Source organism: Chryseobacterium sp. BLS98 (genome assembly GCF_001045445.1).
Lineage (GTDB): Bacteria > Bacteroidota > Bacteroidia > Flavobacteriales > Weeksellaceae > Chryseobacterium.
The window spans coordinates 116,064-135,366 of sequence record NZ_LFNF01000005.1; the positions used below are offsets into that span (position 1 = coordinate 116,064).

A 19,303-nucleotide genomic window follows, 5' to 3' on the forward strand; every position below is an offset into this window, starting at 1 on the left:
GCAGTTCTTATGAAAGTTACCTTTTATCATCCCCTGCATCCTGTACTTCAAAAATATATTGAAGGATATTATTTTGTAGACAAGGATGACAGCCACCAGCCCGTAAGATACCTTACCTTTCCGGACAATTACTTTATTGTATCAGCCTGTCAGGACGTGTCTATTACTCAGGATAAGGGTTGGGTAGAGATTCACAGATCATTATCGGAAAACCTGGTGATTGATTTTGTTTCCAGATGCTCTGTTCCTACTGAAATTTGTTACCGGCAATCTGTAAACGAAGTTACGGTTTACTTTAAGCCATTGGGAATGTATCATTTTTTTGAGGTAGATGAAAGTTCAGCTTTAAAGGAAGTTCTTCATCTTTCAAATTTTAATGAAATCATGAATGCTGTTTTAAAAGAAAAGGATAGGAAGCAGCAAATTGAATTGCTGGAAAATTACTGGCTTTCAAAATTCCAACAGAAAAATCTAACCTTAGCCTACAATATTCTGGCTGATTTTGATACTGAGCTGATCATCGAAGAAATTGCTGAAAAAAACGGAATTACAAGACAGTATCTGAATAAAATTTCAAACCGATATCTGGGCAAACCCGCATCAGAATTCAGAAAAATCCAGAGATTCCGTAAAGTCCTGATTTCAAATAAAAAAACCAGAAACCTCACGGAACTTTCATATGAAAATCTTTTTTATGACCAGTCTCATCTTATTAAAGATTTTAAAGAACTAACAAAAATAAGCCCGGGAAAATTCTTTGAAAATGTAGATACGCAACAAAATAATATCTGGTTATTTATCTGAGTTTCCATTTTTACAATTTATATGATTTTCATTGAGATACTTTTGCTGAAACATTATGCCTGTTTCAATGAAAAAAATAATAGCCGGAGTTTTATTTTTACACTCCTTATTCTCTTATGCACAGAGAAACGAAAATACAGCGGTACTTGCTGACATCACAGAAAAAGTAAAGCAATATTACATCGATAAAGATGCCTACAAAAGAGTGGATTCTTTATTTCAGAGTGAATCTGGAAAAGGGACTTTTAATGATTTGAGCAAAAAAGATTTTGCAGCACTGCTCACTCAAAAGCTGCGGACTGATATAAAAGACAAACATTTCTTTGTTAAGTATCTTGAAAACTACAGTCCGGAAAAGCCAATCGATGAAAAGGAAAGAGAAAAGCAGGATAATTTTCACAACAGTCTTGAAAATTTTGGTTTTGAAAGTGTTCAACGTTTGCAGGGCAATATTGGCTATATAGATTTCAAAGGTTTTGCTCCCCCTGAATCCAGCGCAAAAACACTGGCCTCTGTAATGGATTTTGTGGCCAATACCCATTCCTTAATCATTGACCTTAGAGAAAATGGAGGCGGAGATAATGGAATGCTTATGCTATTCTGCAGTTACTTTTTTGACAAAAAAACGAACCTTTACACTACTTATTTAAGACATACGGGCCAGACGATACAAAATATAACACAATCTGAAGTTTCCGGACAGAAATACCTCCATAAAAATATTTATATCCTTACCAGTAAAAGAACTTTTTCCGCAGGGGAGGCAGTCGCTTACTTCTTACAGGAACATCAACTGGCCGAAGTAATAGGTGAAAAAACCGAAGGAGCCGCCAATCCTGTAGATCATTTTATCATCCAAAATCAATACTTACTGCTTGTTCCGGCAGGGAAAATTACTTCTGCCAGGAGTCATAAAAACTGGGACCATATTGGGATAACCCCTGATCAGGAAGTAAAAGCCGAAGATGCATTAAAGACGGCCCATCTTAAAATTTTAAAAAACATTTTAAAAACAGGAACAAAAACAGAACTGAGCATACCCCAAATAAAAAATCTTATTAATAAATTAGAACAATAAATACGCATTATGTCATCAATAACAATTTTGAAAGCTGGAATAAATGACCTTGAAACTATTCAGAATATTGGAATACAGACTTTTTCCGAAACCTTTTCCGAAAGCAACCCAGAGGAAGCTATGAAAAATTATCTCGAAAAAAGTTTCAGTACGGAAAAAGTAAAATCAGAATTGAACCACGCAGATTCCCATTTCTATATTGCATGGGAAGAGGACATTGCTGTAGGCTATCTCAAATTAAATTCAGGATCTGCACAAACAGAACTGCAGGATGATACGGCTATGGAAATAGAGAGGATATATGTTAAAAAAAGCCACCACGGTCAGAAAGTAGGGCAGTTGCTGTATGATCAGGCCTTGGAAACAGCAAAAAGTTTTAACAAACAATACCTTTGGCTTGGGGTCTGGGAAAAGAATCCAAGAGCGATTAGATTTTATGAAAAAAACGGTTTTGAAGTATTCGGAAGCCATACCTTCAGGTTGGGAGATGATGAACAGACTGATCTGATGATGAAAAAAATCCTGAAATAATTTAAAAATTAAATTTTTGTTGCTGAGTTTTTTGAAACATTAAGAACATTGAAGCAATTAAGGAAAGTTAAGATTAAAATCAGAAGATTTCTTAAGTATAGTATTTACTTAAAGCGAAGCTCACCTTAATAATCTTAAAAATTTATTAAATCTTAATGGTTTAAAAATAGTTTAATTAAAAAAATCCTTTTAAGCACAAGTCTTAAAAGGATTTATCATGATTGATTAATAAACGTTATCGAAATAATTTAAATATTTTCAAAGTTTTTTCCCAAATGTTCTTCAATCACAAAGAATGGGTCTTCAGTAAGCGTATGGGCTCTCATGTCCATTAAACTTACTTTACTCATCATACGGAGCATAATTCTTCTCTGGCAACGGTATTCCATCCCGTCAATGTTTCTCACGCCGGCACGAAAAGCTGATCTTCCGTGAGCACATAAATGATTATTGACCAATATAACATCTCCGGCCTGTGGCGTAAATCCTGAATAAATCAGATCTCTTGCCTCTTCCCAGAATTCATTCAGATGATATTGAGCATCATCACTTTGCTTAATGCTTGGATTGAATAACTGTTCTGCTGCGTCAAATCGCATGAAAGGAAGTTCATAATTCCCATAAAGAATGGCATCCAGCACTTCTTCTTCATCAGTTGCTGTTTCAAGATTGGCATCTTTTGGAATCTTGTACATGCGCTCAAAAAGAGGTCTGAATTTTTCACCGATAGATTCATGGGAACGAATGGAATACAAGGTAGAAGGTACCTGCTCTTCATTTCTGATATACATAAAGCTCAAAAAGTCAGCCTGATGTTTCAGAAAGGCATCTTCCGTATGCACATAAAGATCCGTTGAAGATCCTGATCCGGTCTGGGTTTCACGCATTTTTTCATCAGGGATGATTGCATGCATTAACCCACCGCCTTTACGCTGAGAATAATACTGTACCGGCTTCGATGGAAGCGCTCCATGCATCAAGGCACAGGCAAAACCGTAAAGATTGAACTTGGAATAATCTGCAGACTGCCAGTTGGCTGGGGTAGTACCGATACTTTCCTGATCAATATCCATCAATCCCCTGAATGCGATAGCTCCGTACTGATCTTTTGAAAAGTCGCTGGCAAAATCAGCGGCTATATGCAGAATTCTTTCCGGTAAAAAATAAGAGGCCAGCTGGTGAACATGGGTGATAAATTCCCTGTTTTCATAGCTGCCATATTTTCTCTCAAGATGCGCCGCTGCATCTTGTATCATTCTTCTTTCCTGAGAGGTAATCTCAATGATGGCGGGAAGCAGTTTTACCGCAGTAATACTGTCGTTATCTAAAATTTCTGGCGAATTCATTAAAAAAATATTTGGTGTGTGAATTAAATTTCTATATTTGTTTTTAATTATTCTAAATAACAATTGAAAGTTCAAATTTATGAATAATTTATCATCTACCAAATAAAAAGTAAAAAAATGTAAAAATTAAAAACTTGACTGTCAGGTATATACATCTATATATCATATCACTTTACACAACTTATTGATTTTAAAAACCACCTTAGAATACCTTATATGAACAACAATCAAATGCCCGTCGGAGACATCCTGGGCGCTTCCTTACCTCACATTTCGGGGAATTTTGGAAATATTTTTCATTCTGATAATTATGATCATTATCGTTCCGCTGTTAAAGAAACTTTAGATCTTGTGGGAACATTCCTTCACAGAAACGACAAACCCTTCAGCGGAATAGAAGCCAAAGAAATGAAAGGCATGGTACAGCAGATAGACCTTAATCAAAAACTGTCTTCTTACCAGGAACTTCTTCAGGAAGTAGATACTATATATGTAAAGCACGCTACTGCTTTTCACTTACCACAATATGTAGCACACCTTAACTGCCCGATCGTTATCCCAGCTCTTGCGGGAGAAATTCTTGTGAGTGCCATCAATTCTTCCCAGGACACCTACGACCAAAGCGCCGGAGGAACATTCATGGAAAGAAAACTGATCGACTGGACTGCTGAGCAGTTAGGATACAGTGCGGAAACCAGCGACGGTGTTTTCACTGCCGGAGGATCACAGAGTAACCTGATGGGACTTGTGATGATGCGCGACTGCTTTTCTCAGAAAAGATACAATCATAATATCAAATTAGATGGACTACCACAGGAAGCAGGACGTTTCAGAATCTTTGTTTCTGATAAATCCCACTTCAGCAACTTAAAGAATGCCTCAATTATGGGATTGGGCGAGAAATGCATCGTTAAAGTTCCTACGGACGACAGATTCTGTATGGATATCACTTTGCTGAAAAAATACATTAAGAGGGAAGAACAGCTGGGGAATATTCCTATTGGAATTGTAGCCACTGCCGGAACTACAGACTTTGGAAATGTAGATCCGCTGGAAGATATCGCCAATATTGCAGAGCAGTACAACATCTGGATGCATGTGGATGCAGCCTACGGATGTGCTTTGTTATTGAGCGAAAAATACCGCTATCTCCTGAACGGCATTGAAAGAGCGGATTCGGTGACAATAGATTATCACAAATCATTCTTCCAGCCGATCAGCAGCAGTGCTTTCATCGTTAAAAACAAGAGGGAGTTAAGAATCCTGAAGCACCATGCAGATTATCTGAACCCTGCCGAGATGGATGAAGAGGAAATTCCTGCACAGATCAACAAATCCATTATTCAGAGTACACGAAGATTTGATGCTTTGAAACTATGGTTTACTTTAAGAATGATGGGGAAAGAACAGCTTTCCGAGTATACAGATACTGTAATCGACCTGACTAAAGATGTAGCAGCAATGATTCAGGAAAATGCTGATTTCGAACTACTTTCCGATACAGACCTGAGCGTTCTGGTTTTCCGTTATATAAGAGAAGACATTGAAGATCTGAACGCTCTAAACCAATACATCAAAATGAAACTGTTCTACAGTGGGGAAGTGCTGGTTGCCAGTACAAAAGTAGACGGGAATTTCTACCTGAAATTTACTTTCCTTAATCCTATTACGACCACAGAAGACGTACATCAAATTTTAAACAAAATAAAAACTCATGGAGAAGACTTTGGTACAGAAGACTAAGTACACAAAACAGGCGCAGGAAATTACAGTCCGCATCCTGCTGAACGGAATGCTCCGTGAGCTTGGAAACGGAAAATTTTATCAGGGAGTTCCAAAATATGATACCTTAACAGCCAGTGCGGTGCAAAACAGTATTTATCCGCTCCACATCAGGTTTGACCTGAAAAAAAGCGAAGTTTTCTTATTTGCCCCTGTTTCCTATCGTTCCGAAAGTACTTTTCATAACTATGCAATGTCCTTATGGATTGTGGATCACAAAAATCAATCGGTTTCTGAAGCTGATATTGATCAATTGACCGCTTTGGTGTACCAGGAGCTTTCTGAAGGACCTACCCAACAGGGGCAGGAACTTTTCACCAAAAGAATTCAAAACAGCTTCAGGAATCTTCAGATGATCATGAACGAAGGATTAAAAGATAAAGATGCATTAACATATTCTTTCCTTGAATCTGAACAGCAGCTTCCTGTAGGTCACAACCTTCATCCTTTTACAAAAGCAAGAATGGGATTCTCCAGAGAGGAGCAGCTTCTTTACGGTCCGGAATTCAACAAAGGAATCCAGCTTGAATATTTTCTGGTTCATAAAAACTGTGTAAAAGAAAACTCAGTGCTGGATATTTCCTATGAAGAATTTCTAAAAACTCTGATTTCATTACCGGAAAACCTTGAAGAGAAATATCTGAATGAAGGCGAGTCTGTTTCAGACTTTTATACCGTTCCATGCCATCCGTGGGAAGCCAGTTATCTTTTATCTACGAAAGAAGGTGCAGAAATGGTCAGCAACCGTACATTAATCCATATCGGAGTTTTGGGAGAAGAATTTTATTCCACATCTTCCATCAGAAGCATGTACAGCGAGAATATTCCATGGATGCCTAAATTTTCGTTAAATGTCCTTTTAACGGGATCAATCAGAATCAACACCGAAAAAGATCTGGCCAGAGGCTATGCATCAGCACTATGGCGTAAGCATGCCGGAGCATCATTTGAAAAAGATTTCAATCAGTTCAGACTGCTTCTGGAACCAGTAACATTAGGCGTTTACCATGAAGATAAAAATATCGAGAGTCTTAATCTTCTGATCCGCGAAAATCCGTTTTCACCGGAGGACAAAATTGTGTTATTAGCAAGACTTTGTCAGGATGAGCCTTCGGAAGGACAGAGTTTTATCCAAAAATTCTTTACAGATGTTTCTGAGAAACTGGGAACAAGTCCTGAAGAATCGATTACCATTTGGTTTGCAAAATATATTCATTTGTTGATTGCTCCTTTAAACCATTTATACAGCCAATACGGCATGGCTCCTGAAGCACACCAGCAGAATCTTTTAATCCAACTTGATGATCAGTTGCTTCCGAAAACTCTTTTTGTAAGAGATGCACAGGGCTATTTATTAAGAGAAAGCGCAAGAGAACAATATACGGAGCTTTCCAAAGCATATCCTGAGATTGAAGATCTTTTCATCAGGGATGAACGTCTTTTAGATATTATATCTTACCATGTTTTGGTGAGCAATCTTTCAGCACTTATCACTTCATTAGGAAAGACGGGATGGGCGAAAGAGAGAACACTGATTAATATTCTTCACAACCAGTTTGAGCAGATTCATGAGGAAATGGCTTCTGATTTTACCCGTTATGCACTTGAAAACCGTCATTGGGGAACAAAAACCAATTTTAAGGCGGTTGCTAATAAAATTGACGGAATTACAAGCGCTGCAGCTATTTCTTACGCCAAAGTTCCGAATCTTCTTCATTATCACTATTTCTCTGATCAGCTGATTCATCCGAAAGGAAAAGAAGCTTTCTTCAAGCGTTATTTCCAGAAAGATGATGTCACGGTTACAATGAGACCCGTTAATCTTGATGAAGACCTTGAAATGCTTCATGAGTGGTTTAACCGTGAACACGCGATCAAAATCTGGCAGATGAACTGGCCGATTGACGAACTGGAAACCTATTACCGTTTAATGCTGCCGGGTGATGAAGCACACAGTTACATCGTCATGAGCAATGGTGAGCCTACATGTAATATTGAGGTATACTGGCCGTGCAGAGATATTGTGGGCGATTATTATGATGTACTGCCTACCGATTACGGAACCCATCAGTTTATCGCACCCACAGATCCGAAGAAAAAATACGTTTCTCCTTCCACCCAGTCTATGGTAGATTATGTATTTGCCCAGCCTGAGGTTGGAAAAATGGTAGGGGAAGGCTCGGTAGATTCTCTGGCGTCTATGATGAACAAGGCGCATGTCGGATTCAAGGTAGATAAAGTCATTGAAATGCCTCATAAAAAAGCCAATCTTAATTTCTGCTACAGAGAATGGTACTGGGAAAAATTCCCGCAAAACAAAGATGTAGAATTCACCGTAAAAATCACTGAACATGAATAACGACACTGTATATAACGTGATCGGAATAGGTATTGGTCCTTTCAATCTGGGACTTGCCGCTTTATCCAATCCGATTTCTGAATTAAAAACACTTTTCCTTGACCAGAGAGACGGTTTCGACTGGCATCCGGGATTGATGATCGACCACGTAACACTGCAGACGCCTTTTCTATGCGACTGTGTATCCATGGCAGATCCAACCAATCCTTTAAGCCTTCTGAACTATCTGAAAGAAACGAACCGACTGTATAAATTCTTTATCAGGGAAGATTTTTTCATTCCGAGAAAAGAGTATAACCGTTACTGCCAGTGGGTCGTAAGCCAGCTGCCGCAGTGCCGTTTCTCCACGCAGGTTGTGGATATTGTGTATGAAGACGGATTATACTTAATCACAACGGTTCACACCAAAACCCAAGAAACAGAAGTTTTCAGAACAGAAAGACTGATCCTAGGAACAGGAACACAGCCGCATATACCTTCATTTATTCCGAAAGAAGATTCACGTATTCTTCATACAAGCTCATATTTGTACCGCAAGGAAGAGCTTCTGGCACAGGGCAAGAAAATTGCGGTGATTGGTTCAGGCCAGAGTGCAGCAGAGGTTTTCTATGACCTGCTTCAAAGCCGCGATGAAGACACACAGTTGGGCTGGTATTCTCGTCCGGACCGTTTCTTCCCGATGGAATATTCAAAACTGACCTTAGAATTGACTTCTCCTGATTATGTAGATTATTTCTATGGCAGAGACGAATCGGCCAGAAAAACAATTTTAAGCAAACAGCAGGCACAGTTTAAAGGAATCAATTATGACCTGATCAATGAAATCTACGATTTTATCTACGACCTGAATATCGATAATGCTGATCCTAATCTGAAGATTATTCCAAACAGCCAGCTGGATAGAGTAGATAACAGCGATCCGAACCGTTTAACTCTTGAATTCACACAACTGGAGCAGGAAGTTCCTTACGAACAGGAAGCTGATTATCTGGTAGTAGGAACCGGATACCGTTACCATGAACCTGCTTTCCTGAAGAATATCCAGTCCAGAATTAAAAGAGATTCAAGCGGTTTATTTGCTGTGAACAGGAATTATTCTATAGATCATAACGGCGGCGAAATTTACGTCCTTCATGCGGAAGTACATACCCACAGCTATATTTCAACAGACCTTGGAATGGCTGCGTACCGTAATTCCTATATTATCAATGACATATTAGGAAGAGAATATTATAAGATCGAAAAGAAAATAGCATTCCAGGATTTTGACGTTGAAAAACATGCCGTGATGCCCACTGCGAAAATATAAGAGACAATGAACACCAATTTAAATAAAACAACCATCAGTCAGGAAATATGGCTCCAGGCCAACAGGGATCTTATGGCCAAAACCATTGCAGAGCTGATGCATGAAGAAAGGCTGAAACCTGTTGAAGTTCTTCAGGATGAACAGGGATTTACTGTTTTTAAGCTTGAAACAGGAATTGAAAATATAGAATACAGCTTCCGCGGACAGGAAAGAATGATGGATTACTGGCATATTGATAAAGACAGCATTCAGAAAATTACGGACGGCGTATCGTCTGTCGTTCTGAATATCCCTGAATTCTTCCTTGAAATGCAGACCGTATTTGATCTTGATGCCAATACTTTAGCAAGATATACCGAAGAATTGCTGTATACTTTATATTGTGATGCCTTAATCTTATCCAGAGGCGTGATGTCTTCAAAAGACCTGGCATCCAGCAATTACCAGACGGTAGAACACCAGATGACCGGGCATCCGTGGGTAATCGTAAACAAAAGCCGTTTAGGATTTTCCCCGACCGATCTTGAAACGTTTGCTCCCGAAGCAGCACAGGATTTAAAAGTGCTTTGGCTGGCTGCCCACAAAGAAAGGTCTGCTTTCCAGTCGCTGGAACATATTGACCAGGAAGAATTCTACCGTTCCGAAATGGGGAATGAATTATTTGATAAATTCCAGCAAAAGCTGATCAGTGAAGGAAAATCCGTTCAGGATTATAATTTAATTCCAGTACATCCATGGCAGTGGGAACATAAACTGAAGATTCATTTTGCAGGGGATATTGCTGGCGGTATTTTAATACTGCTGGGAGAAGGAAATGATATCTACAGCCCGCAGCAGAGTATCCGTACGTTATTCAATATTAATCATCCTGAAAAAAGATACCTGAAGACTGCTGTTTCTATTTTAAGCACGGGAAACATCAGGGGACTATCACCCAAACAGATGAAAATTGCTCCGGCTATTACAGACTGGGTAAAAGGCCTGATTAAAGATGATGCCTACCTGGAAAACAAAGGAACCATATTTTTAGGAGAAGAAGCTTCTATTGCCTATCTGCATCCCCAATACAGTGCCATTGCGGGAGTTCCTTACCAGTATAATGAATTTCTTGGAGCTTTGTGGCGTGAAAGTGCCTGCAAATATTTAAAAGAAGACGAAGAAATGTTCACCATGGCTTCACTGCTTTTTGTGGATCAGAATGGAGTTCCTTTGGTTCAGGCTTTTGCAGAACAGGCCGGAATCAGCATCCAGCAGTGGATTACAGATTATCTGGATGCTTATCTTACGCCGTTGCTTCACATTTATTACACCCATTCTCTTTGTGTAACGCCGCATGGAGAAAATATCATGGTCGTGTTAAAAAACGGAGTACCGCAGAGAATTGTCATTAAAGATTTTGTAGATGATATTGTCCTGACGACAGAAGCACGAGAAAAACTTCCAGATCATCTGGCAGACGGACTGATCCAGTCTTCTAACAAGGAAAATGTTCCGTTGTCTATTCTTCTGGGTGTTTTTGATGCATTCTTCAGATATTTATCCAATGTTCTGCATACGCATTCTAATTTTCAAGAAGAGACCTTCTGGACGCTTGTTCACGACTGTATAGAGAACTATAAAAACCATAATCCTCATCTGAATGAGCGGTATGAAAAATATGACCTGTATGTTCCTACATTTAAAAGGTTCTACATCAACAGTCTTCGTTTGAAAAACAACGGCTACAGTGAAAATAAAGCATTTGCTATTCCAAAAAAAGACGGTGCACTGCCGAATCCTTTGTATCAGATTGCGAATAAAAACTCTGTAGCGACGGTATGAGAAAGTTTCTGCATCTTGTAAAAGAAGGCTCTGTATTTGCATACGGAGCTATGGCGGGGGAAAAAGTCGAGCTTACTTCAGGCAGCATCAACCGTTCTATCTTCAGCCTTGCCATTCCTATGGTGATGGAGCTCGTGATGGAATCTGTTTTTGTCAGTATCAATCTTTTAATCATTGCAAGATTAGGAGATAAGGTCCTGGGCCTTGTAGGAATTGCAGATAACTATATCAATTTTGCCAATGCGATTGCCATTGGTTTGGGTATCGCTGCTGCAACACTGACGGCCAGGAGAGCAGGAGAAAAAGACAAGGAAGGTATGAGCCGGACTGCCCACTACATCATATTACTGGCTGCGGCTTTTGCTTTACTGATTGGTGGTTTGTCATTCCTTTTTGCAGGAGAAATCATCAATTTCCTCGGATTCAATACAGGAATCGTGGAGAACGGTCTTTTATTTTCAAAACTGGTCTTTTTAAGCATCGGTCTAGTAATTCTACGTCTCTCGATTAATGGATTGTTCAGAGGTGCCGGAGATGCGGATCTTGCGATGAAGTCTCTTTGGCTTTGTCATATCTCCAGTATGATCTTTGCAGTGATTCTGGTCTTCGGGTTAGGCTTTATTCCTGCTTACGGATTGATGGGACTGGCGTATGCTACCATTTTATCCAGATTAATGGCGGTTTTATACCAGTTCTTTATTCTTCTTACCCGCAGGACAAGTGTCAATATTCTTACGAAATTCCACGTTGACCTGCCTTTAATCAGGAAAATACTGAAAATTACTTTTGGCGGGCTGGTTCAGTACATTATTCCTGCTTCCAGCTGGCTGATCATGGTGAAGATTATTGCCACCTTCGGAACTACGGCACTGGCAGGCTATATTATTGCCCAGAGAATTGCCTCTGTTGCTACAATGCCTGCCTGGGGAATAGGAAATGCCGCCGGTGTTCTTACCGGACAGAATTTAGGAGCCGGAAATCCGGACCGCGCAGAAAAAACAGTATGGAGAGCCGGAGGAATCAATATGACATACCTGATACTTGTTGCCATATTCTGGCAGTTTGCTGCAGGTTATGTAGTGACTTTCTTCACTAAGGAAGCCGATGTAGCCCGATATGCCGTACAGTACATCCACGTGGTCTCTATGGCTTATCTCTTACTGGGCTTTACAATGGTGATCAGCCGTGCACTTAATGCTGCCGGCAATATTATGCAGGTAACGCTGCTGTACATGATCATGTTCTACGTTATTCAGCTTCCTCTGGCGTATCTGCTTGGTATAAGACTTCAGTGGGAACTGAAAGGAATATTTACCGCCATCGTTTCTTCGGAAATCGTACTGGCTGTTTTATTCTTAATGATCTTCAAAAATGGTAAATGGAAAACTATAAAAATTTAAAATGCACACAACAGACGAATTTTACGAAATTATCGCATCAGCAATCGCTGTGAAAAAGGAACTGGTAGATGAGAACTTAACGTATCAGGAAATCCCTGAGTGGGATTCCATGTCGCATCTGCTTATTGTGGAAGCTTTGGAGCAGTTCTACCAGGTTAAGTTTGACTTCAACGACATCCTTGAAATGGGAACCGTTGGAAAGATCCGCGAAAAAATGAAAAAATACGATGTACTCGTAGAAAACTAAGTATATGAAAATTTTAGAAAATGTAATTGCCAACAGGAACCTGTTGTTTACAGATGCTTCCAGCGGTGCCACCACGCCCGTTGGAACGCTGTACCGGTCTTTAGGCCTCAATCCTGTAGAAAAAGGATTGATCTTTTTGTACAATGACAACCAGCTGCCCAGTGTTGAGGTCCTTCTCAATTTCTATAGAACAGCTCATGCCATTGCTGTTCTGGGACAGAAGCTGCATCCTGAATTCAAAGAACGCCTGGAAGCAGAATACCGCCCGAAGTATATCTTTGACCCCTCAAGAGAAGAGGTTGAGGGATATGAACTGAAGGAATTCTCGGAAACGGTGAAGATCTTTGCTAAAAAAGATTATCAGCCGGAGGTGGTTATTCATCCCGAAATCAAGATCCTGCTGAGCACTTCCGGTACCACCGGAGTTCCGAAACTGGTCAAACTTTCAGATGAAAACCTTTATCAGAACGTCATCAGCATCCTTCAGTATATGCCGATCCAGGGAACAGATGTAGTTCCGCTTAACGTACCGATTAATTTCGTGTACGGTTTTTCAATTTTTACCACCAACTGTATGCGGGCGGGAAGAATAGTTTGTACGGACAAAGACATCATGCAGAAAGCTTTCTGGGACGAAATGGAAGAGTATGGCTACAGCACGCTTGGCGGTGTTCCTTACCTGTATGAAAACCTGAACAGAATTGGATTCTTCAGAAAAGATAGCGCCAGCCTGAGATACATGACTCATACAGGAGGCGTGATCAATGCTGAGTTGAGAAAAACTATTTTCAACTATTGCCATGAGTTTGAAAAACAGTTTTTTGCCCAGTACGGACAAACCGAAGCCGGCGGAAGAATGGCTTACCTTACCACAGACGGTCTTCTTGAAGAAGAAACTTCGATAGGAACTCCTGTACACGGCGGAAGCTTTGAAATTGATTCTGAAACCGACGAACTACTTTTCTTACATTCCAGCATCAGTGGCGGCTATGCCAATAAACTGGAAGATCTGGCTACCTATGAACAGCCTAAGCTTCTTCGTACCGGAGATACTGCCAGAAGGGGCCATAACGGACTGTACTATATTACAGGAAGAATCAAGAGGATTATGAAGCTTTTCGGGATCCGTCTCAACCTGGATGAGGTAGAATTTATCCTTAAAAATGAACTGGAAGGAAATACAGTGGTCTGTCTGAATGGCAATGACAAAAAGATCATTGTTCTGTATGACAACAAAGAGATAGACCCCCAGGTCATTAAGGAAATTATTAAGAATAAACTGCGCATCAATCCGCAGTATGTAAGCACCGAACATATAGAATCATTCCCATTATCACAAAACGGCAAAATCAACTATCCACTGCTTCAAAATTTACAGCATGAAAAAATTTAAAACCCCTATATTACTTTTATTACTTGTCAGCTTCCCGCTGTTTATTTCTGCCCAGCAGAGCGAACGTGTTAACGGGAAGATCATGCTGTCTGAAAAAGCGCCTGTAAAGAATGCACTTTTAAGGTTAGTGAATACACCTTATCAGGCCAAAACCAATAATTTAGGAGAATATCACTTTGATAATGTGCCACCGGGAGAATATACGTTTCAGGTGGTTTTGAATGATATTGAACTGATGCGTGAGCAGATCCGCATTGAAAAAGATGTCTTTGAAATTCCGGTTATTTATACCTCCCAGGAAAATAATGTCATAGAAGGAATCACAGTGTATGCCTTCAGCAGAAACAAATTTCTGGACAGAGACAGTATTTCAATCTCAAAAATGCCATTGAAAAATATAGAAAATCCGCAGTTCTATACAAGCATTAACCGGCAGATTCTGAAAGAGCAGCTTATCTATGATGTTTCGGACGCCCTGAAAAACGCTCCCGGTATTGTGAAAATGCAGGGAAGTGCAGGAAGAGCAGGAGACGGAAGTTTTTATTATAATTTAAGAGGATTTCCTACCAGGGTTTCTATGGTAGACGGAGTTCCTGCAACAACCAATTCAGAAATTGATCCTGCGGATATTGAACGTATCGATGTCATCAAAGGGCCTTCCGGAACTTTGTATGGCGGTGCGGTAAACTCTTTCGGAGGACTGATCAATGTAACGACCAAAAAACCAAAAGATTATTTCGGAGGAGAGGCTTCGTATCTTTTGGGAAGCTATAACCTGAACCGTGTGACTGCCGATATATACGGACCTATTACCGATTCAAGAAAAACACTGTTCCGTTTGAATGCCGCTTATCAGTATCAGAATGGATTCAGGGATTCTGAGTTCAGAAAATCTATGTTTGTGGCTCCTACATTCAGCTATCAGGTGGATGACAGGCTGAAATTCAGCCTTGGTGCACAGATTTATACCTATGAAGGAACGAACACCCCGATTATCTTTTTACCAAGAAACAGGCAATTCATCGCAAGAACTCCGGATGAACTCGGATTTGACTGGAAAAGGTCTTATTCCAATAATGACATGAGCCTGAAGGCGCCTTCCATTAATGTTAAAGCTGAGGTGAATTACAAAATTTCAGATCAGTGGAGCTCCCAGACTTTGGTCTCGAGAAATTATAGAAAAACAGAAGGCTTGTATCAGTATCAGTTTATGAGAGGAGCTACAGATAACCTTTTGGAGCGTAATGTACAGTGGCAGAACGGGGAAGGCGCGTCTACCAGCATCCAGCAGAATTTTAACGGAGAATTTAATATAGGAACCATTAAAAATAAACTGCTCGTGGGGTTAGATTATTTAAACCAGTCTCAGAATAATAACCTTTCTCCGATTGTTGTGTTTGATTATATTGACGGGAAGAATCCTACAGCACCAGTGGTAGCGCCTGTAACGGGAACATACGGTAATATTTCCAAAGATCTGGCATTGCAGAAAATTCAGACTTCTTCGGGAGCATTAGTGAGGAATACTTCATCAAGCAATATATATGGTGCTTACGTTTCTGATGCAGTTTATATTACAGACCGGTTGATTGCTTTGCTGAGCTTACGTTTTGATCATTATGAAAGTAACGGACAGCTTGACCTGAACACCAATATTAACACAGGAACATTCAACCAAAATGCATTGTCTCCGAAATTCGGTTTATCCTATCAGATTCTTAAAGACCATTTGTCAGCCTATGCCAACTATATGAATGGTTTTAGTAATGTAATTCCTGTTGCACAGCCGCTTGTAGACTATAGTGGAGATTTCAAACCGCAGAGATCCAATCAGTGGGAAGTCGGATTCAAAGGAAATCTTTGGAGAAACAAGGTGAATTTCACGCTTGGATATTATGATATTCTGGTCGATAATATGTTAAGAATCGAACCAATTGTCCGGGACGGAAAAAACTATAATGTAACGATCCAGGACGGAGAGCAAAGAAGTAAAGGTTTCGAAATTGAAACCATTCTGAACCCGATTCAGGGTCTGAACATTATGGCTGGATATTCTCATAACGACAGTAAGTTTGTAAGAGCTGCCGCTAATGTGGAAGGCCGCCGTCCGTCATCTTCAGGTCCTGCCAATGTATTCAATTCATGGGTGAGCTATGTTCTGCCAATCAAAGGGCTTTCAGGTCTTGGTTTAGGTTTTGGAGTCAACCGTGTGGGTGAGCAGATTACTGTAGATAATACCACTACCGGGCAATTTACTTTCCCGGCTTATACTTTAGTAAATGCTTCCGTGTCTCTTGAAAAAGAACGATACAGATTAGGATTTAAAATGAATAATTTAGGGAATGTACAGTATTTCGCAGGGCAGGGGGTGATAGTTGCCCAGATGCCGCGTAACTTTGTTGCGGAGGTAACTCTTAAATTTTAATATGAATTCTACACTGAGAAAGACAGCATATCAGTTACATCTATGGCTCGGACTAACGTCCGGGCTTATAGTTGTAATAATGGCAGCAACAGGATGTATTCTCGCTTTTGAAAAAGAACTGAAACATGCCATACACCCGGAGAAATATTTCGTTAAAACCATCAGAAAAGAAAAATTACCGTTTTCTGTCCTCAAATTAAACGCGGAACAGGCTCTGCCGGACAGTCTGAAAGTGAGCAGGGTAGAGATATCCTCGGATCCATCCGGAAGCTATGCATTCAGGTCATTAAAGATGAATGACGAAGCTTTCACTTACTGGGGCACTTATATCTATTATTACAGGGTGTATGTAGATCCTTATACCGGAAAGGTTCTTGACGTTGAAAATGCTAAAAATGATTTTTTTGAGATTGTCATGGATCTTCACCGCCGGCTTTTACTGGGTGAAAAAATAGGTAAGACCATTACAGGATATTCCACTTTGATATTGGCAATTATGCTGGTTTCCGGACTGGTGATCTGGTTTCCCCGCAAGATGAATAAGAAAGCCTTGAAAGGGATGTTTCTCATCAAAACATCCGCAAAATGGAAAAGAGTGAATTATGACATACACAATGTCCTGGGATTTTATGCAGTCGTCCCTTTACTTCTGATCACATTTTCCGCATTAATCTGGAATTTTGAAGGCTTCGACAAATGGGTTAAAAAAACGCTGAACGGAAAAGTAAAAACCGAACAGAAAGCCAAAAGCACCCTACCTGCCAAAAAGTTTTCAGACCCTAAAAATATCCTGGATTTGGTTGGAAACAGAGTAGAGAAAAGTCTGACAGATAAAAAATCAGCACTTATCAGCTTTCCCAAAACAGAAGAAGGAACTTATTATGCTGAGGTGACCTTCGGCAATAAGCAATACCAGAATGAACAGTTTAATTTTGATCAGTATTCTGGCAAGATATTAAAACATCAATTCTATAATGATAAGAATATCGGGTACGGTACTGCATTAAGAGCAAGAAATTATGATCTTCATATGGGAAGCATTTTTGGACTGTCCGGCAGGATCCTGTATCTCTTCGCAGGTATCATTGCAGCCTCACTTCCCATCACCGGATTCATCATTTATCTGAACAGAAAGAAGAAAAAACCGAAGAAAAAGAAAAGTAAAGCTGTCAATTTTCATTAGATTTAAGTCTCAACTGTTATATTCTTTCTCCCGCAGATTACACAGATGAATACTACGCAAACATTTGCCAGATCTGCTCAATCTGCGAGAGATTACTTATCATCAATAAGCTTTTTCACATTTTCCGCGAAAAATCCGATACTTCTTTCCATTTCATCAGCATTGAAATTTCCGAAACCCAACCGCATCGCAGTCAGATTTTTGGTTTGATAAAGCAGCGTCTTCGGAATAAAAAGATTATCCTTTGCACAGTTTCTGCTCAACTGCATCAGATTAATCGGTACATTCCATTCCAGCCAGAAAGCAAGTCCCCCGGATGGCTTTTGAAACCGAATTAACCCTTCTAAATGCTTGTCAAGAAGTTCAGCAAAATAATCCCGTCTTTCCTGATACACCTTCAGCGATTTTTTCAGATAACGGTGGATTTCGCCTTCTTCAATCATTTCTCCCAAGGTCCTCTCCATTAAAATATCACCCTGCCGGTCTATAATTCCGAGGTATTTCCGCATTTCAGCCATCAGATTTTCTGGAGCTACAATAAAACCCGTCCTGAATCCCGGAGCCAGAGATTTGCCGAAAGAGCCAATGTAAATCACCATTCCGTTGGTATCTGCACTTGCCAAAGGAAGAATCGGACTTTTATCATAATGAAATTCGTAATCATAATCATCTTCAAGGATTACAAAACCGTACTCATGGGCAAGATCCAGCAGCTCAAGCCTTCGCTGTGCACTCAATGCAACAGTAGTGGGATAGTGGTGATGTGGAGTAAGGTAAAGCATCCGGATTTTTTGTTTTTTACAGATTTCCCGGACACTGTCCACGATAATTCCTTCTTCATCAATAGGCATTGATAAGATGTTCACTCCTTTTTTCTGAAAAATCATATTGACAGAAAAATAACTCAGAGCCCCTACCAATACCGTATCGCCTTCAGAAAGCAGAATTTCGGAAACAATATAAATACTCATTTCAGTGCTTCGGGTAATAAGAAGGTTATTCTTTGAAATAGGCAGTCCACGGGACAGATTAAGATATCTCGAAAGATGTTCTTTAAAAAACTCACTGCCGTCGTGATTGTAATGGCCCAGCATTTTCTGGTTGGATTTCCTTTTAAGAATTGAGCTATAAAATCTCGAGTGCTGGCCGATCTGCGTCAGTCTGATGTCCGGAACTCCGTCATTAAAAATATATTCACAATCCGAATGCTCAAAAGGATTGTCTAAGATATTTGAACTTTTAAATGGAAATCCTGTCACCTGAGGATAATTCTGAAGATTGTTTTTTTCAAAATTTTTCACTTTCACAGGTTTCTCCTGATGTTCTCCGATGATAAAGGTTCCTTTGTTCGGAAGACTTTCCACCCAGCCCTGTGCGGACAATTCATCATAGACTGCAACAGCCGTATTCCGATGAATATCCAAAACCTCACTGAATGTTCTGGTTCCAGGCAATTTTGTGCCATAAGGCAAAAATCCTCTTTGAATAGCATTAATCAGTTGATTCGCAATCTGCATATAGATCGATGTTTCTGAATTTCTGTCAATTTCTATAAAACTTTCATAAGGAATTTTAACCGGACTATCCATAATATTAAAACTGGCACCTTTTAATGGTCCGGCAAT

General features: G+C 39.9%; 14 protein-coding genes. 12 read left to right on the forward strand and 2 right to left on the reverse strand.

Annotated features, from left to right (window positions below):
- The first annotated feature begins 9 nt into the window (after window positions 1–9).
- The 3 genes from ACM40_RS17825 to ACM40_RS17835 all read left to right on the forward strand — a co-directional run bounded on the left by ACM40_RS17825 (window position 10) and on the right by ACM40_RS17835 (window position 2,413).
- Window positions 10–804, forward strand: coding sequence for a helix-turn-helix domain-containing protein (locus ACM40_RS17825; RefSeq protein ID WP_048504151.1), 795 nt, complete (start codon window positions 10–12; stop codon window positions 802–804).
- A gap of 67 nt (window positions 805–871) precedes the next feature.
- The gene (locus tag ACM40_RS17830; RefSeq protein WP_048504152.1) at window positions 872–1,882 is read left to right on the forward strand and encodes a S41 family peptidase; all 1,011 of its coding nucleotides are present in this window, start codon (window positions 872–874) and stop codon (window positions 1,880–1,882) included.
- Window positions 1,883–1,891: 9 nt separating this feature from the next.
- Window positions 1,892–2,413 (forward strand): GNAT family N-acetyltransferase, encoded by a 522-nt coding sequence (locus ACM40_RS17835; protein WP_048504153.1) that lies wholly within the window; start codon window positions 1,892–1,894, stop codon window positions 2,411–2,413.
- A gap of 248 nt (window positions 2,414–2,661) precedes the next feature.
- Here ACM40_RS17835 and ACM40_RS17840 read toward each other — a convergent pair whose 3' ends face one another.
- The gene (locus ACM40_RS17840; protein ID WP_048504154.1) at window positions 2,662–3,759 is read right to left on the reverse strand and encodes a TauD/TfdA family dioxygenase; all 1,098 of its coding nucleotides are present in this window, start codon (window positions 3,757–3,759) and stop codon (window positions 2,662–2,664) included.
- Window positions 3,760–3,975: 216 nt separating this feature from the next.
- Between ACM40_RS17840 and ACM40_RS17845 the strand changes: the two genes are divergently transcribed.
- The 9 genes from ACM40_RS17845 to ACM40_RS17885 are packed head-to-tail and all read left to right on the forward strand — an operon-like array spanning window position 3,976 to window position 17,678.
- On the forward strand, window positions 3,976–5,502 hold the full coding sequence (locus ACM40_RS17845; protein WP_053077128.1) for a pyridoxal phosphate-dependent decarboxylase family protein: 1,527 nt from the start codon (window positions 3,976–3,978) through the stop codon (window positions 5,500–5,502).
- Window positions 5,474–7,900, forward strand: a complete 2,427-nt coding sequence (locus tag ACM40_RS17850) for a GNAT family N-acetyltransferase (protein WP_048504155.1) — start codon at window positions 5,474–5,476, stop codon at window positions 7,898–7,900. Before ACM40_RS17845 ends, ACM40_RS17850 begins: the two co-directional genes overlap by 29 nt.
- Complete coding sequence (locus ACM40_RS17855; protein ID WP_048504156.1) at window positions 7,893–9,209, forward strand: lysine N(6)-hydroxylase/L-ornithine N(5)-oxygenase family protein; 1,317 nt, start codon at window positions 7,893–7,895, stop codon at window positions 9,207–9,209. Before ACM40_RS17850 ends, ACM40_RS17855 begins: the two co-directional genes overlap by 8 nt.
- A 6-nt stretch (window positions 9,210–9,215) precedes the next feature.
- Window positions 9,216–11,030, forward strand: a complete 1,815-nt coding sequence (locus ACM40_RS17860; protein ID WP_048504157.1) for an IucA/IucC family protein — start codon at window positions 9,216–9,218, stop codon at window positions 11,028–11,030.
- Entirely contained in the window at window positions 11,027–12,430 is a 1,404-nt protein-coding gene (locus ACM40_RS17865; protein WP_048504158.1) for an MATE family efflux transporter, read from the forward strand. Before ACM40_RS17860 ends, ACM40_RS17865 begins: the two co-directional genes overlap by 4 nt.
- 1 nt (window position 12,431) lies before the next feature.
- Window positions 12,432–12,677, forward strand: coding sequence for an acyl carrier protein (locus ACM40_RS17870; protein ID WP_048504159.1), 246 nt, complete (start codon window positions 12,432–12,434; stop codon window positions 12,675–12,677).
- A 4-nt stretch (window positions 12,678–12,681) separates the two neighbouring features.
- Entirely contained in the window at window positions 12,682–14,070 is a 1,389-nt protein-coding gene (locus ACM40_RS17875) for an AMP-binding protein (RefSeq protein ID WP_048504160.1), read from the forward strand.
- A complete protein-coding gene (locus tag ACM40_RS17880) occupies window positions 14,057–16,495 on the forward strand; it encodes a TonB-dependent receptor (protein WP_083996899.1) in 2,439 nt (812 codons plus the stop codon). Before ACM40_RS17875 ends, ACM40_RS17880 begins: the two co-directional genes overlap by 14 nt.
- A gap of 1 nt (window position 16,496) precedes the next feature.
- Window positions 16,497–17,678 (forward strand): PepSY-associated TM helix domain-containing protein, encoded by a 1,182-nt coding sequence (locus ACM40_RS17885; RefSeq protein WP_048504161.1) that lies wholly within the window; start codon window positions 16,497–16,499, stop codon window positions 17,676–17,678.
- Window positions 17,679–17,770: 92 nt separating this feature from the next.
- On the opposite strand, the gene ACM40_RS17890 is transcribed toward ACM40_RS17885, so the two are convergent.
- Window positions 17,771–19,267 (reverse strand): PLP-dependent aminotransferase family protein, encoded by a 1,497-nt coding sequence (locus ACM40_RS17890; RefSeq protein ID WP_048504162.1) that lies wholly within the window; start codon window positions 19,265–19,267, stop codon window positions 17,771–17,773.
- Between the last annotated feature and the right edge of the window lie 36 nt (window positions 19,268–19,303).